This is a genomic window from Dinoroseobacter sp. S375 (genome assembly GCF_049800775.1).
Classification (GTDB): domain Bacteria; phylum Pseudomonadota; class Alphaproteobacteria; order Rhodobacterales; family Rhodobacteraceae; genus Dinoroseobacter.
Genome location: NZ_JBNAFR010000014.1, coordinates 55784 through 70514, shown reverse-complemented (window position 1 = coordinate 70514; position 14731 = coordinate 55784). Strand labels below are relative to the sequence as shown.

At 68.6% G+C, this 14731-nt stretch carries 9 protein-coding genes; 7 read left to right on the top strand and 2 right to left on the bottom strand.

Annotated features, from left to right (window positions below):
• The coding region (locus tag ACP150_RS20675) for a calcium-binding protein (RefSeq protein ID WP_424968607.1) at positions 1-1642 on the bottom strand (1642 nt) is incomplete at its 3' end.
• Between the two features lie 144 nt (positions 1643-1786).
• Between ACP150_RS20675 and ACP150_RS20670 the strand changes: the two genes are divergently transcribed.
• The 3 genes from ACP150_RS20670 (at position 1787) to galE (ending at position 5018) form a co-directional block, all read left to right on the top strand.
• Positions 1787-2644: a trypsin-like serine peptidase gene (locus ACP150_RS20670; RefSeq protein WP_424968606.1), complete on the top strand. Its 858-nt coding sequence runs from the start codon at positions 1787-1789 to the stop codon at positions 2642-2644.
• Positions 2645-2797: 153 nt separating this feature from the next.
• Positions 2798-3937, top strand: coding sequence for a polysaccharide pyruvyl transferase family protein (locus ACP150_RS20665; RefSeq protein WP_424968605.1), 1140 nt, complete (start codon positions 2798-2800; stop codon positions 3935-3937).
• 61 nt (positions 3938-3998) lie between these two features.
• Positions 3999-5018, top strand: a complete 1020-nt coding sequence (gene galE / locus ACP150_RS20660; RefSeq protein WP_424968604.1) for a UDP-glucose 4-epimerase GalE — start codon at positions 3999-4001, stop codon at positions 5016-5018.
• Positions 5019-5391: 373 nt separating this feature from the next.
• On the opposite strand, the gene ACP150_RS20655 is transcribed toward galE, so the two are convergent.
• Positions 5392-6348 carry a polysaccharide pyruvyl transferase family protein gene (locus ACP150_RS20655; protein ID WP_424968603.1) on the bottom strand — a complete coding sequence of 319 codons (957 nt, stop codon included), beginning with the start codon at positions 6346-6348 and terminating at the stop codon, positions 5392-5394.
• Positions 6349-6771: 423 nt separating this feature from the next.
• On the opposite strand from ACP150_RS20655, the gene ACP150_RS20650 reads away from it, so the two are divergent.
• From ACP150_RS20650 to ACP150_RS20635, 4 genes are all read left to right on the top strand, one after another.
• On the top strand, positions 6772-7857 hold the full coding sequence (locus ACP150_RS20650) for a glycosyltransferase (RefSeq protein WP_424968602.1): 1086 nt from the start codon (positions 6772-6774) through the stop codon (positions 7855-7857).
• Positions 7858-8187: 330 nt separating this feature from the next.
• Positions 8188-9444: a hypothetical protein gene (locus ACP150_RS20645; protein WP_424968601.1), complete on the top strand. Its 1257-nt coding sequence runs from the start codon at positions 8188-8190 to the stop codon at positions 9442-9444.
• Positions 9445-9459: 15 nt separating this feature from the next.
• Positions 9460-13350, top strand: a complete 3891-nt coding sequence (locus ACP150_RS20640) for a glycosyltransferase (protein ID WP_424968600.1) — start codon at positions 9460-9462, stop codon at positions 13348-13350.
• A gap of 181 nt (positions 13351-13531) precedes the next feature.
• Entirely contained in the window at positions 13532-14572 is a 1041-nt protein-coding gene (locus ACP150_RS20635) for a hypothetical protein (protein WP_424968599.1), read from the top strand.
• The last annotated feature ends 159 nt before the right edge of the window (positions 14573-14731 follow it).

Here is a 14731-nt window from a genome sequence, read left to right as displayed (position 1 = left end):
CCCCCAGAAGAACATCATTGCCGTCTCCGGCAAGGAGCCGGTCATTGCCCGCGCGCCCCCAGAGGGTGTCACTGCCAGCCGCCCCTATCAGCGTGTTGACCGCGCTGTCCCCGCGCAGATCATCCCGGTACTTGGTGCCCTGCAGGTCCTCGATGTTCTCATAGACATCGCCCGCCGCATCTCCGGTATTGGCCTGGCTGTTCTCCAGATCGACCATGACCCCGGCGGATGCCGTCCAATAGGCGGCACGGTCCGTCCCCGCGCCGCCATCGAGATAGTCGGCCCCCGCGCCACCCAGAAGAACATCATTGCCCCCCAGGCCCAGCAGGGTGTTGTCCGCCGCGTTGCCATGGATCGTCTCGCCCGCCGCGCTGCCTTCGAACAGGATCTGCACCGGGTCCGGGGTCAGGCCGTCGAACATGGTCAGATGCACCCGGCTGAGATTGAGCACATCGAGCCCGGCCAGCAGGCTCGGATCATAGGCCCCGCCCTCCGGGTTGTGCAGGATCAGCACCTCCTCGCCAAAGCTGAGGCGGGCGCCATCGCTGGTCTGGGTGATGGCAATCTGATCCATGCTGCGCAGCATGGTCCAGGCCGAGAGATCCAGCACATCCTCGCGCGGATCGAAATCGAGGATATGATCCACCGCCCCATCGGCATCCAGCAGGAAGAGATCCGCGCCGGCACCGCCCTGCATCCGGTCCTCTCCGCCGCCATCGAGCAGCAGATCCGCGCCCGCGCCACCTTTCAGCAGGTCGGCCCCGGCACCGCCCACCAGCAGGTCCGCCCCCGCCGTGCCCGTCAGGGTCGCCCCGCCATCCCAGGCGAGCTGCACCGCCCCGGTCGTGCCGAGCGAAACCTGCAGCTGGGTCACCCCGGGCTCCCGCTCGGATCCGGCGAAGATCTGCAGGCCGTTTCCGGTCTCCTGGGCGGCCAGGGTCACCACATTCACGAGGGACATCTCGGCACTGTCGGCCACCGTATCGAGATGGACGAGCCGCCCCCCCGGCAAAAGCTCGAACAGGGACAGGCCGTCATCGGCCCCGCCCGCAATCACATAGCTGCGCCCGTCGACCTGCAGGGTCTCGAGGCTGGTAACCCGGGAGAACCGGGTCTCCATATCGTCGATGACATGGTCCCGGGGGATCAGCTCCCCCGTGGCGGTCACCTCCAGCACGCTGAGGGAGGAGGACCCGGCCCCGCCGATGATGGCATAGGCCGTGCCTGCGACCTCCAGCACCTCAAGCTGCGTGGGGGTCGACAGGCCCAGACCCTGCTCCGCCCCCATGGTCGCGACCAGATCGGATCCGCCCGTGGGATTCAGGCGAAAAAGCTGCACCGCGTGATCCGGATGGTCGAGCACCACCCGGTATATCTGCCCGTTCAGGGTGACCACGGCCTCCGGCGCGTCCGCACCCCCGCCCCCGGCAGAAGGCGGATCGGTCAGCGCCTGCTGATCGACCAGGGTCGCCGACCCGCTGCCCGAGAGCGCATAGGCCGTGACCACGCCCCCCGCAGGGCTGCTCGCATAGAGCAGCGCCCCGTTGGCGGTCTGGCCGATCTCCAACGCGGTGACCGGCGCAGCGGGCTGGTCCACTGCGACCGGATCGGTCAGTGTCGTGACATGAACAATCTGCGCCACCTTGGCCCCCCTTGGACAATCTGCGCTTCGTGCGCGGACAGCATTCCCCCCCGCGACGTCACGGGCCGGGCGAGGGGCAGGGCAAAAGGGTGGCGTTTCGCGCGAATTTTAAGGGGCGCGGGACGTCCGCATCCCGGGCCCCGGATGCGGGCCGGGATCGCCAACCTGCTGGGCGCCCTCCTGCTCGGCGGGGGGGTCGGTTTGGGCGGGAGCCTCGGCTTGGGCCCGGGGCCGGGGCTGGCCCAGACCCCCGATGCCGGAACCCTGCATAACCAGATCTATCGCCCGGAGCTCAGTGGGATCTGCGGCGCCGGGCGGCAGGGGGAGGCGGGCTGTGCCGCGATCCGGGGGCGCGAGATCCTCGATGCCGGGACCGCGCCCTGGCGGGCCATCGGGCGGGTGAATTTCGCCAGCCTGCAGATCCGCAGCCATTGCACCGGCACGCTAGTGGCCGAGGCGGTGGTGCTGACCGCGGCCCATTGCCTGTATAACTACGCCCGCAAGGCCTGGATCCCGGCCCAGAGCCTGCGCTTTGTGGCAGGCTACCAGCGCGGCACGGGGCTCGGAGTGGCGGGGGTGCGCCGCTATGTGCTGGACCCGGTACAGGATCCGGCAAGCCGGGATTTCCGCGGCGGGATTGCCCGGGATTGGGCCCTGTTGGTGCTCGACACCCCCTTGGGGGCAAGCGCCGGGATCCTGCCCATGGCCCGCTCCGGGACCGGAGGCAGCGCGACGGCGCTGGCGGGCTATGCCGGGCTGCGGCCCCATGTTCTGTCCCTGGCCCGGGCCTGCGGGCCCGGCCAATTGCGCGCCGGGGGCGCCATCCTCGAGACCCCGTGCCCCGCCATGCAGGGCGATAGCGGCGCGCCGCTTCTGGCCCTGACCGAGGCGGGACCGGTGATCCACGGGGTGCTCTCGGCGGTGGCCAGCACCGAAGACGGGCTGCGCAGCCTGAGCATTCCGGCGGCGCGGATCCCCGATCCGGCGACACTGACCCCATAGCGCCGGAGACCGCGGGACAGGAGGGCAGGGGCACCTCCCCCTCGGGCGCAATCGGCGCTAGACAGGCATGAACGGGCCTGAACGGGCCCCGCGCGGGACCTGTGCGGGGCGTCACAAGGCCCCTCCTCAGGCTCTTCAAAAGGCGGATACGCGGTGCAGACCCCCTATATCTCGGCGATCTACCCGCTGCCCGGGCCCGATGAGACCCGCCCGGTGGCGCAGTTTCTGAGCGAGACGGGGCAGAATACCGGCAACCTGATCTTCTCGGCGGCGGTGCTGCGGCTGGTGCGCGGGCTGGCCCGGCCGCCGCGTGAGATCACCGATCTGGGCGAGATCGCCGAGGCTTGCGACGGGGTGGTGCTGGCGGCGGCCAACTGGCTGCAACCGGCCCGCGATCTGGGCGAGATGGCCGCCCTGGTCGAGCAAATGGACAAGCCCACCGTGGTGCTGGGGCTCGGCGCGCAGGCCCAGGAGGACCGGATCCCCGAGCTGCCCAGGGGCAGTTTGCGGTTTCTCAGCGCGGTGTCCGAGCGCAGCGCCTCGATCTCGGTGCGCGGCACCTTCAGCGCCGAGGTGCTGGACCATTACGGGATCCACAATGTGACCGTGACCGGCTGCCCCTCGCTGCTCTATCACCTGGACCGCCCGGCGCAGATCGCGCCCCTCGCGCCGCCGGATCCCGACCGGCCCCTGCGGCTGGGACTGAATGGCGGGCTGCCCGGGGACCGGATCCCGGCCCGGGACAGCCCGCGCCATGTGCTGGGCCGGTTCATGCTGGGCGAGGCCCGGCGGCTGGGGGCCGATTACACGGCCCAGACCGAGCTGCCGCTGATGCGGCTGGCGCGGGGCGCGCTGCCACCGGAGGATCCGGCCTGGCCGCTCCTGTCCCAGGCCCTGGGGGAGGCGGATCGCGCCCGGCTGGCGGGCTGGGCGGCGGCCCATGTGAAGCTGTTTGGCCGGGCCGAGGACTGGATCGCGTGGGCCGCCAGCCGCGATCTGGTCATCGGCACGCGGCTCCATGGGGTGATCGCCGCCCTTCTGGCCGGGCGGCCCGCGATCCTGCTGACCCATGACAGCCGCACCGCCGAGATGGCCCGGCAGGCGGGCATCCCGGCCCGGCCGGCCGCGCAGGCACTCGACGCCGGAGCCCTGGATCCCGCGCGCCTTCTGGCCGAGTACGACCCGGCCCCGTTCAACGCGCGCCAGCCGGACTATCTCGCGGGGTTTGCAGCGTTTCTCGACCGCAATGGCGTGCCACACAGGCTCACCCCGCCCGCCGGGTCGCGCCATTGACAGGCTCCGAACCGCCCGTCAGAACACCGACAGTTTCGTGTTGACAGCGTAAAGGCCCCCCATGACTGAAACGATCCTTCTGACCGGTGGTGCGGGCTATATCGGATCCCATACCTATGTCGCCCTGAAGTCTGCGGGCTACGAGGTGGTGATCCTCGACAATTTCTCCAACGCGGCCGATGACGTGCCCGACCGGCTGGAACTGATCACCGGCGGCCCGGTGCGGCTCTACAGGGGGTCGGTGCTGGACCGGGCCCTGCTGGCGCGGATCTTCACCGAGACCCGGATCGACGCGGTCGTCCATTTCGCCGCCCGCAAGGCCGTGGGCGAGAGCGTGGCGATGCCGCTGAACTATTTCGAAACGAACTGTTCCGGGCTGGTCGGACTGCTTCAGGAAATGGACGTGGCGGGCGTCCACCGGCTGGTGTTTTCCTCCTCGGCCACGGTCTATGGCATCCCCGATGAGACGCCGACCCCGGAGACCGCCCCGCACCGGCATACCAACCCCTATGGGCTGACCAAGATCACCGGGGAGCTGGTGCTCGACGCCCTGGCGCAATCCGATCCCAAATGGGCCTTCGGCATCCTGCGCTATTTCAATCCCGCAGGCGCCCATAGCTCGACCCTGATCGGCGAGGATCCGTCCGACATTCCCAACAACCTGATGCCCTATATCGCCCAGGTGGCCATGGGCCAGCGGCCCCATCTGCAGGTCTTTGGCAATGATTACCCGACCCCGGACGGGACCGGGCTGCGGGATTACATCCATGTGGAGGATCTCGCCGAGGGGCATGTGCTGTCCCTGCAGGCGCTGCTCAGCACTCAGAAGGGCCATCTCGTCAATCTGGGCACCGGACAGGGGCACTCGGTCCTCGACATGATCGCGGCCTATTCCAAGGCCTGCGGGCGGGATCTGCCCTATGAGATCGTGGCGCGCCGGCCCGGGGATGTGCCGGTCTATTGCGCGCAAGTGGACAAGGCGCGCGCGGTTCTGGGGTTTGAAACCAAGCGGGATCTGGAGGCCATGTGCGCCTCGAGCTGGGCCTGGGTGCAGGCCCGGGCGCGCGGCAACACCCCCTGAGGCCAAGACCTGCGCCGGGGCCGCCCTTTGGGGGCATTCACAACATAACAAAGCTTATGCCGCAAGTCTGACCCCGGGGGCGGGCTTCCCGATCCGGCGGGCCAAGGCGGCTCGATCCGGCGGCGCGCAAGGACGACGGCAAGGCCCGGAGGGCGCCCGCTCAGCGCCGGTGAGACCGGGACCGATGCAGACGCGCGGGCCGCAGAGTGCCGACCGGCTGTCGACAGCAACTCGGCACGACCTGCGCGCCGAGACCGGCCGGTGACGTGTTCGGAGCGCACGACACCCGGGCCGCCCACAGATTACGCCCGGGGACCTGCCCGGCCCGGCAGCGGGCCCGCCGGGCTCGTCAATGCGTCGGCAGATCCGGAGCTCAGGCGGCGAACTGTCCGGTGAACTGGTCGATCCGGTCCCCGGGCAGGGTCAGCTCGGTTTTCCAGCCCCCATCGATGAGCTTGGCAAACTCGCCGGGCACCTTGTCCCGGGCCAGCACCGGCAGGTTCGTCTCGGCCCCGATATCCCGGGCCCGGTTGTCGATCGACACGGCGAGGATCCGGCGGCCATGCTTGAGCCCGCGGATCGAGCCATGCAGCCGGGTCCCGGTCACATCGATCGGACCGGAGGCCAGCAGCGCATCATAGGCGGCCAGATTGGGGGCCAGCACGGTGATCCCCTCGAGGCCCGCGATCTCCTGCAGATAGGGCAGGTCCCGGGGCTGCTGCGGCCAGAAATAGACCTCGTCATATTTCTGCTTGAGGATCTCGATCATCTGCGCGTCTTCGGCGGCGGGCTTGTGCTTGGTCAGGGTGAAGACCACCCGGTCCGCCTTGCCCTCGGGCACGACGGGCGGGGTCTTGGCATAGCCCCAGAGCGTCGGGCAGCTGGTATTGGTCACCTTGAAATCGAGCATCTCCATGAGCTTCTGGCCCTGGGCGTCGCGCACCGAATGGGTGTGGCGCGAGGACAGGATCGTGGAGAGCAGCCGCTTCTGGCGCCAGTTGATCTTGTCGAAATCCCGGTTGGCCCCGACCCCGAACAGCACGACCTTGTCGCGCAGGGCCTCGACATCCTTGCCGCGCACGGTCCAGACGAAGTTGAACCGGCGCTGGTCGGCCGGTGTCAGCCCGTTGGTGCCGATCAACAGGGCGACATCCGCATCCGCAACCAGTTCACGCCCGAAATGGCCCAGGCCGTCATGGCTGGCCGAGCGCGAGATATAGGCATCCGGAAAGGTCTGGGCGATGATCGCCTTGGAGGCATCGACGATGATCTCATCACCCACATTGTCGGTCGCAACCGACGTATCAAGAAGATGTACGTGACGTACCATAAACGCTCCTTGCGATTGCGCCCGCAGACGCCTCGCCCATTTTGGAAGAAAAGAAATTGTCGGGGCACAATTCCCTGATGCCCGAGAGATGATCCAGATCCAGTCTTGAGGTCAAGAGACTCTCACTCCGCAAGAAAAACACCCTCTTAACGCGCTCAAACGGTCACGGTTGCCCGGTTGCGCGCGGGCAGGACACAGGGCCTCGGGCCCCTGTGGTCCCGGCGCCAGCCCCCCCGGGCCCAGCGATGCGCCCGGGCCCAGCAAAGGCCCCGCCGCGCCCGAATCACAGGCGGCTATACGCCGCGGAACCTGCGGCTTGTTGGCCCCCGGGGCGGTTCGTACTGTATCGGCACCTGCCGCCCCAGGGCGCCGTTAGATGTGTTCCATGTCATGTTTGCTCTTGCTTCACGCTATTTCGGACTGGTGTCCGAAACGTTCGTCACCGCCCATGCCATGCGCCTGGCCCCGGGACGCTCTGCCTTCGTCACACATACGGAAGCCCCGATCCCGGAATTCAACGGCCCCTTCCTGTGCGATATCGGCCAACGCCCGCGCAGCTATGGCACGGACGGCACCCCGACCAGCGCCCGCCCCGCCCTGCCCCTGGGCCGGATCAAGCCCCTGCGGGACCGGGCCGTAGCCGGGTTCCTGCGCCAGACCGGCACCGAGGTGATGATGACCGAATTCGGCGGAATGGGGGTCGAGATGGCCGCCCCTGCCGCCGCCGCCGGGGTCAAACTGCATGTGCATTTTCACGGCTATGACGCCTCCAGCCATTTGCGCTTTCCCAAGATCGTCAAAGCCTATCAGACCCTCTTTGCCCAGGCAGAGGGCTTCATCACCCCGTCGCGCTTCATCGCTGACAACCTGGTCGGGATCGGCTGCCCCGCCGACCGGATCACCGTGGTGCCCTGCGGTGTCGAGGCCGAGAATTTCCCCCCCTCCAGCCGCAGCCCGGGCCTGTGCATGGCCGTGGGCCGCTTTGTCGAAAAGAAAGCCCCGCTGACCACGATCGGCGCCTTTGCCAAGATCGCCGAGGCCCATCCCGAGGCCCGGCTCGACTATATCGGCGACGGCCCCCTCTGGGAGGAGGCCAAGGCCGCGGTGGCCCAGGCCGGGCTGGAAGACCGGATCCGGCTGCTCGGCAGCCAGCCCCATGACGTGGTGCGCAAGACCATGGGGGAGGCGTCGTTCTTCCTGCAGCATTCCGTGACCTCCTCCAATGGCGACACCGAGGGCCTGCCCGTGGCCATCATGGAGGCCATGTCCGCCGGGCTGACCATCGTCTCCACCCGCCATAGCGGCATCCCCGAGGCGGTGATCGAGGGCGAGAGCGGCGCGCTGGTGGACGAGCATGACCTGGACGCCATGGCCCGGGAGCTTGACCGGCTGCTGGCCGATCCGGACATGGCCGCCGCCTATGGCGCGGCCGCCCGACAGCGCCTGCTGGAGAAATTCACCCTGAACCACGCCATCGACAAGCTGCAGCACGCGATGGGGCTGGCCTGATCCCCCGACCCTCTGCCCGATCCCAGGGCAACGGGGGACAAGCGGGCCGCGAGAGGAGATTGCCTCGCCCTGCCCCGCGCTCCATACTGGCAGGACTGCATCACCAAGGCCGCATCTGCGCGCATAGGGGCGGCGCATGGAACAGAAATGGGCGACGGTCTTGCCAGGATGCCGATGCATTTGCATGACACCCCCTGTTGAACCTCGGGGGCGGCAGCCTTCGGGACCTTTTCCTTACGGCAACGCGGGATTAGCCTGCCAAGCCAGATCGAATAGCGCCGCAAGACGGCATGACGCGCCGTGCTCCGGCGCTTTTTTCAAAGGGTGAGCATGTCCGAAATTCGCGCGACGCCAGCTCAGGACAGTGCTTTGCCGGACGACCTGCAGGCTTTGAAGACCCGGCTCCGGGACGTGACCGACCGATGCGCGGTGCAGGATGGCGAGCTGGCCACGCTGGACGCGGCTCTCAAGGACGCACGGCTGACCGCCCATGACCGCGAGACCCGGATCCTGGAGGCCCAGGTCGAGATCCGGATCCTCGAAGACGCCCGGGACGCGGCCCATGCCCGGCTCGAGACCGCCCGGGCCGAGGTGCTGACCCTGACCCGTCTGCTGGCCCAGAGCGAGCCGCGCGCCGGGGGCGATCTGGCCCCCGAGACCTTCGCCCGCACCCTCGACCGGCAGGCCCAGCAACTGGAGGCCCAGACCCGCGAGATGGCCGAGCTGACCCGGCTTCTGGCCGCCAGCGAACATCAGACGCGGGCCCTGCGAAAGGCCAAGGACCGGATGATCGCCTGGCTGCCCGAGCTGATGGAGGCCCTGTTGCAGGGGGCCGGTGCTGCGGATCCTGCCGCAGACGGGGCCCGGCTGGAGGATGCGGATTATGCCGACTGCGCCCGGCGGCTGATCGCCACCGGCGCGTTTGATCCGGAGCACTATCTGACCACCAACCCGGATGTGGCCGAGAGCGGCACCGATCCGGCCTGGCATTTCGTGAAATACGGGCTGACCGAGGGCCGTGCGCCGCGCGACCTGACCCAGCCGCGCACGCCGCCCACACCTCCGGCGCCGGAAGCGGCCACCGGGGAGGCGTGCGAGGATCCGGATCTGGACTTGGATCTGGACGGGGACGCAGCGGCGGCACCCGACGCAGACGCACAGACCGAGATCGGGACAGAGGCACAGATCGGGGCAAAAGCCGAATCCGAAGCCGACGCTGGCGAGACGATGATGGATGGGATCCCCCCTGCTGCAGAGACCGGGGCGGAGACCCGCACAGAGGCCCCTCCGGCAGAGATCGCGCCCGCATCGGACGGGGAGCCGTCCGCAGAGACCGACACAGCGCCCCCGGCACCGGACCCTGCCCCGGATCATGGCCCAGATCATGTCCAGAACCATGACCCGGAGGACCCTGCCCAGGCCCCAGAGACACCCCCTGTTCCCGCAGCCCTCGACGATCCGGCAGGATCGGACGGGCCCCGCCCCACGCCCGCGGCAAAGACAGAGGCAAAGACAGAGGCAGAGGCAGAGACAGAAGCCCCCTCCTCCGAGCCCCGCCAATCCGAGAGCGGCCATGGCCCGTCCTGAGACCAGAGCCCCGGCATGACCTCCGACGATCCGAATTCCGACCGCGCCGATCTCGAGGCATCGGGCCTCTTTGATGCCCTGTGGTACCGCAACACCTATCCGGATGTGGCGGCTCTGGGCATGGATCCGATGGAGCATTTCCTCTGGCTCGGGGCGCGGCTGCTGCGCAATCCGGGGCCGAAATTCGATGCCATGGCCTATCGCAGCGATTATGCGGATGTGGCCGAGGCGGATTACAATCCGGTGCTCCATTACATCCGCTATGGCCAGCCCGAGGGCCGTGTGGCCCGCCCCCCGACCCGCCCGGTCCTGCCGCCGGCGCGCAGTGCGGGGCTGCGGGCGGAGATCACCCGCCTGCCCGGCCACCGGGAGCGGCAGCCCATGCGGCCCACGGTGCTGCTGGTGGCCCATACGGTGGGCGATCAGCTCTATGGCTCCGAGCGCAGCCTGCTGGACATGCTCGACGCGCTGACGGCCATGGAGATCAACGTGATCGTGGCCGTGCCCGGGGATGGCAACAGGGCCTATATCGAGCTGTTGCGCAGCAGGGCCTGTGCCCTGGCCGTGCTGGCCTATGAGTGGTGGCAGCTGGACAGCCCGGTGGATGAGGCAGCGGTGACCAGCTTTGCCCAGCTGATCGCCGAAGAGCGGATCGATATCGTCCATGCCAATACCATCACCCTGCGCGAGCCGCTGATCGCGGCCCGGCGCATGGGGCGGCCCGGCGTGGTGCAGGCGCGCGAACTGATCACCCATGACACCTCCCTGCAGGAGATGCTGGGCGCGGATGCCGACCGGATCATCGCCGCGCTATGGGGCCATTGCGACCGGATCATCGCCAATTCGCGGGCCACGGCCGCCTGTTTCGACCGGCCCGGGCGCGGTGCCGCGGTGGTCTATAACACCGCCGATATGAGCGCGCTGCAGAGCCTGCCGCCGCCGCCCGTGGACGGCCCCCTGCGGATTGGCATGATCAGCTCGAACATGCCCAAGAAGGGCATTGCCGATTTCGCCGAGATCGCCCGGCGGGTCGCCCCAGACCTGCCCGACGCGGAATTCCTGCTGATCGGACCCGAACACAGCCATACGGCGGCGCTGCAGGCGCGGATCGATGCCGGGGAGCTGCCCCGCAGCCTGCGCATCGCGGGCTATCGCGACACCCCCGCCGAGGCCATGGCCGAGCTCGACCTGGTGCTCAGCCTGTCCCAGTTTCAGGAAAGCTTCGGGCGCACGGTGCTCGAAGGGATGGCCGCCGGGCGTCCGGCAATCGTCTATGACCATGGCGGGCCGCCCGAACTGCTGATCCCGGGCGAGACAGGCCATGTGGTGCCTGCGGGCGATACCGAGGCCGTGGCCGCCAGGATCCGGGCCTACGGCGCGGACCGCAAGCAGCTGCTGGTGGACGGGCTGCGCGCCGCGGCCCATGCAGAGACCGCCTTTGGCCGGGCGGCCTATAACGCGGCCATGGCCGAGGCCTATGCGCCGCTGCTGGCGGATCTGGCCGCCGGGACGGCCCCTGCCCCCATGGTGCTGCCGGCCCGCGCCCTGCCCCGGCAGATCCCGCGCGCGGATCTGAAACTGGCCTATTACTGCACCCATTTCCCGGTCCCCTCCGAGACCTTCGTGCTCAATGAGCTGCGCCTTCTGAAGGATCAGGGCATCGATGTGCAGGTCTTCTGCCGGGCCTCGCCCTTTCCCGATTTCGCCCCGGATTTCGACATCACCTGGGAACAGGTGCAGGATGCCGACCATCTGGCCGCGCGTCTGACCGAGACCGGGCGCACCATGGTCCATGGCCATTTCATCTATCCCACGGTGACCGACATGGTCTGGCCCGCCGCGCGCAAGGCCGCCATCCCCTTCACCTGCATCGCCCATGCCCAGGATATCTTCCGCTACAAGAACGTGGTGGCCAACCGGCTCGACGAGATCAGCGCCGACCCGCTGTGTTTGCAGATCTTCACCCTGTCGCGCTTTCACCGGGACTATCTGGTCGATCGCGGGGTGCGGGCCGAGAAAATCACGATCAACTCCAACTGCATCGACCCGGATCTCTTTGCCGGCGGCAAGACCCCGGACCGCCCCGCGCGCCGCCACAAGGCCGTGGCCGCCGTGTCGCGCTTTGCCGAGAAGAAGGGGCTGGATGTGCTGGTCCGGGCGGGCAAGCTGCTGGAGCGCGACGGGATCACGATCAACATCCATGGCTATGGCCCGCTGGAGGATCTCTATCGCCAGATCATCGAGGATCTCGGGATCACCAATGTCACCCTCCATGGCCCGGTGAAGGGCCGCGAGGCCCTGATGGAGGTGTTCCGGGCCCATGATCTGTTTGCCGTGCCCTCGGTCCGGGCGGCGGATGGGGATATGGACGGTATCCCCACCACCCTGATGGAGGCCATGGCCGCCGGGCTGCCGGTGCTGACCACCCCCATCGCGGGGATCCCGGATCTGGTCCATGACGGGATCACGGGCATGCTGTCGGAGGATGTCACGCCCGAGGCGCTGGCCGAGAAGATCCGCGCCTATTACGCCCTGCCCGAGATCGCGGTCGCGACCATGATCGAGGATGCCGAGGCCCATCTGCGGCGCAACCATAACGGGGCGGATCTGGTCAACACGCTGCTGCGCTTCTGGGCGGGCGAGACGCTCGACCTGATGGTGGTGTCCTGGAACAACCTCGCCCAGACCCGCGAGGTGATCCGGCGGCTCTATGCCAATACGGATCTGCCCTTCCATCTGGTGGTCTGCGACAATGGCTCGGACGCCCCGGCCCTGGCCCATCTGCTGTCGGTCTATGGGGCGCGGGACAACATGACCCTGATCCTGAACCGCGCGAATGCGCTGGTGGGGCCCGGCACCAATCTGTGCATGGCCCACGGATCGTCGGATTACATGATCTATGTCTGCGGCAAGGAAGGCATGACCTCCCGCCAGGGCTGGGAACGGCCCTTTGTCACCTATCTCGACGCGCATCCGGAGGTCGGGCTGGCGGGGACCTTGTGCTATTCGCCGAGCTATCTGCATGGCCGGGATTACCCGTCGCGGATCGCGCTCTTCGACGATTTCCGCAATCCCGCATTCGCCACCGACAATCCTGACCGGGCCTTTTCCCACGTGCAGGGCGGGTTCTTCGCCCTGCGCCGGGCCATGTACGAGACGATCGGCGGGTTCTCCGAGGCGGTGCCCCATGCCTATACGGATGTGGAATACTCCTTCTACGTGGAGAGCTGCGGCTGGAAACTGGGCGAGGTGCCCGGGCTGATCTCCCTGTTCAACAGAACCCGGCCCGGGCTGGCTGCCCGGGTGGATGAACATCACGGCGCGCTGCATCCGCCGAACCTGGTGGATCTGGGCTGGCTCGACCGGATCGCCCGGCGCGAGGGGCGCCATTGCAATATCTGCGGCCATCAGGCTCCGGATTTCGAGGGCGGCGATGTGGCGGCGCGCTGTGGCCAATGCGGCTCGGACCGCCGGGCGCGCAGCCTGCACCGGGTGCTGGCCGAGACGATCCTGCTCTATCGGCGCTTGCCGGGGCTGGGGGTGAACATCCCCGCCGCCCTGCAAGGCTTCTGGGATCAGCAGTTCCGCGGGCCCATGCTAGCCCCCGAGAGCTTTGCCGAGGCCCTTGGTGGCGCAGAAGGCCGCCTGCCCAACGAGGCCGGATCCCTGAACTTGGCCTGCCTGAACGAGACCCTCGACGACCCCGAACTGCGCGGGCCTGCCCTGGCCGAGGTGGCGCGGCTGCTGGCCCCCGGCGCGCCGCTCTTCGTGGTGGGGGACACCCCGCTCGCAGCACTGATCCCCGAGATCACCGCCGCCGGCTTTGCCCTGGAGGCGCGCAAGCGGCCCTCCTCGGCGGTGCTGCGCTTTGACTGGGCCGAGATCGGGGTGTTTCACCGGGTCTGACCCCCGCGTCCCCCGCAGCCGCCCCGCGCCCGCAGCTTGCCTTCCCGGGGCGGCCCTGTAGAACTGGAGGCCATGCGATCCCGCCCCGTTTCCCCTACGGCACCCTGCCCCGGGTCCCGCCCTTCTGTCCGGCCCTGTCTCGGCGCAGCGCGCGTCCCGGCCCCCTAGCCCGGAGGCGGCGGTGACATCCCTGATCCTCCATGCGGGCTTCCCGAAATGCGGCAGCACCTCGATCTTCAATGCGATGGTGGCCCAGCTTCCGGCCCTACGGGCCCGCGGGGTGCGGGTCTTCAACCGCGATCTCGACCTGCCCGAGGATCCAGCGCAGCTGCAACCGCCGCTCTGGCCCCTGCAACAGGCCATGGAGAGCCCCGAGGCCGGGGTCGCCTTTCAGGCCCGCCTGCGCGGCCAGATCACCGCCGCAGGCCCCGACGAGACGCTGGTCCTGTCCTCGGAAAACCTGGCCGATCTGCGCGCGCCCGCCCGGCTCTTTGCCGGGCTCGACCGGGCCTGCGACGTGACCGTGGTGGCCTATATCCGGCCCCAGATCGACTGGATCCCCTCGGCGTGGAAGCAATGGGATCTCAAGGACGGGCTGACGCTGGAGGCCAGCGTGCAGCGGCATCTGCGGGTCAACCAGCCCAATTACCTGCGGATCATGCGGGCCTGGCGCGCCGCCCTGCCCGGCGCGCGGATCCGGCTGCGGCCCTTCCTGCCGCGCCGGATGGTGCGCGGCCAGCCGGCCTATGACTTCTTCGCGCTGTTTGACTGGCCCGCCGGGGCCGCGGCGGTCTTTACCGAGGCCAGCAATCCCAGCGTCGATTTCGCCCTGATGCATTTCATGATGCGCCACCATGACGTGTTCTTCGACAGCCGCCATGACGCGCGCTTTGCCCATCGGCTGACCCGGGCCCTGCCCCCGGCCTATCAGCGGCCCAATGCCCGGATGCTGTCGGCGGATCAGGCGCGGCGGATCCGGGATCACTTCCTGAACGAGAATTTCGCCCTGGCCAGCGGGTTTCTGGACGATGAGGATCCCGAGCACTTCGTGATGGCGGAGTTCGGACAGATCCCGGAGGGGCTCGCCTATGGCGAGATGTCCGAGGCGCAGATCCTGCGCCGCGCCCATCGCATCCTGAGCGAGGTCTTTGATCTACCCGGGCAGGACCGGCCTCTTGCCTTGGCCCTCCGGGCCCGGCTGATGGACGACGCGATCGCCTGAAGGCGGCGTATATCGCTTGAAAAGAGCCTGTTTCAGAGCCTTTCAAGGGCGCTCACAGCTGTTGGCTGCGCCCGGGCAGCCCGTGCAGGTCGATCCCCGCGAGACGCGCAGTCCTCGCCGCCCGCGCGGCCGCCAGACGGGTGGGGGCGGGCGGGGTAC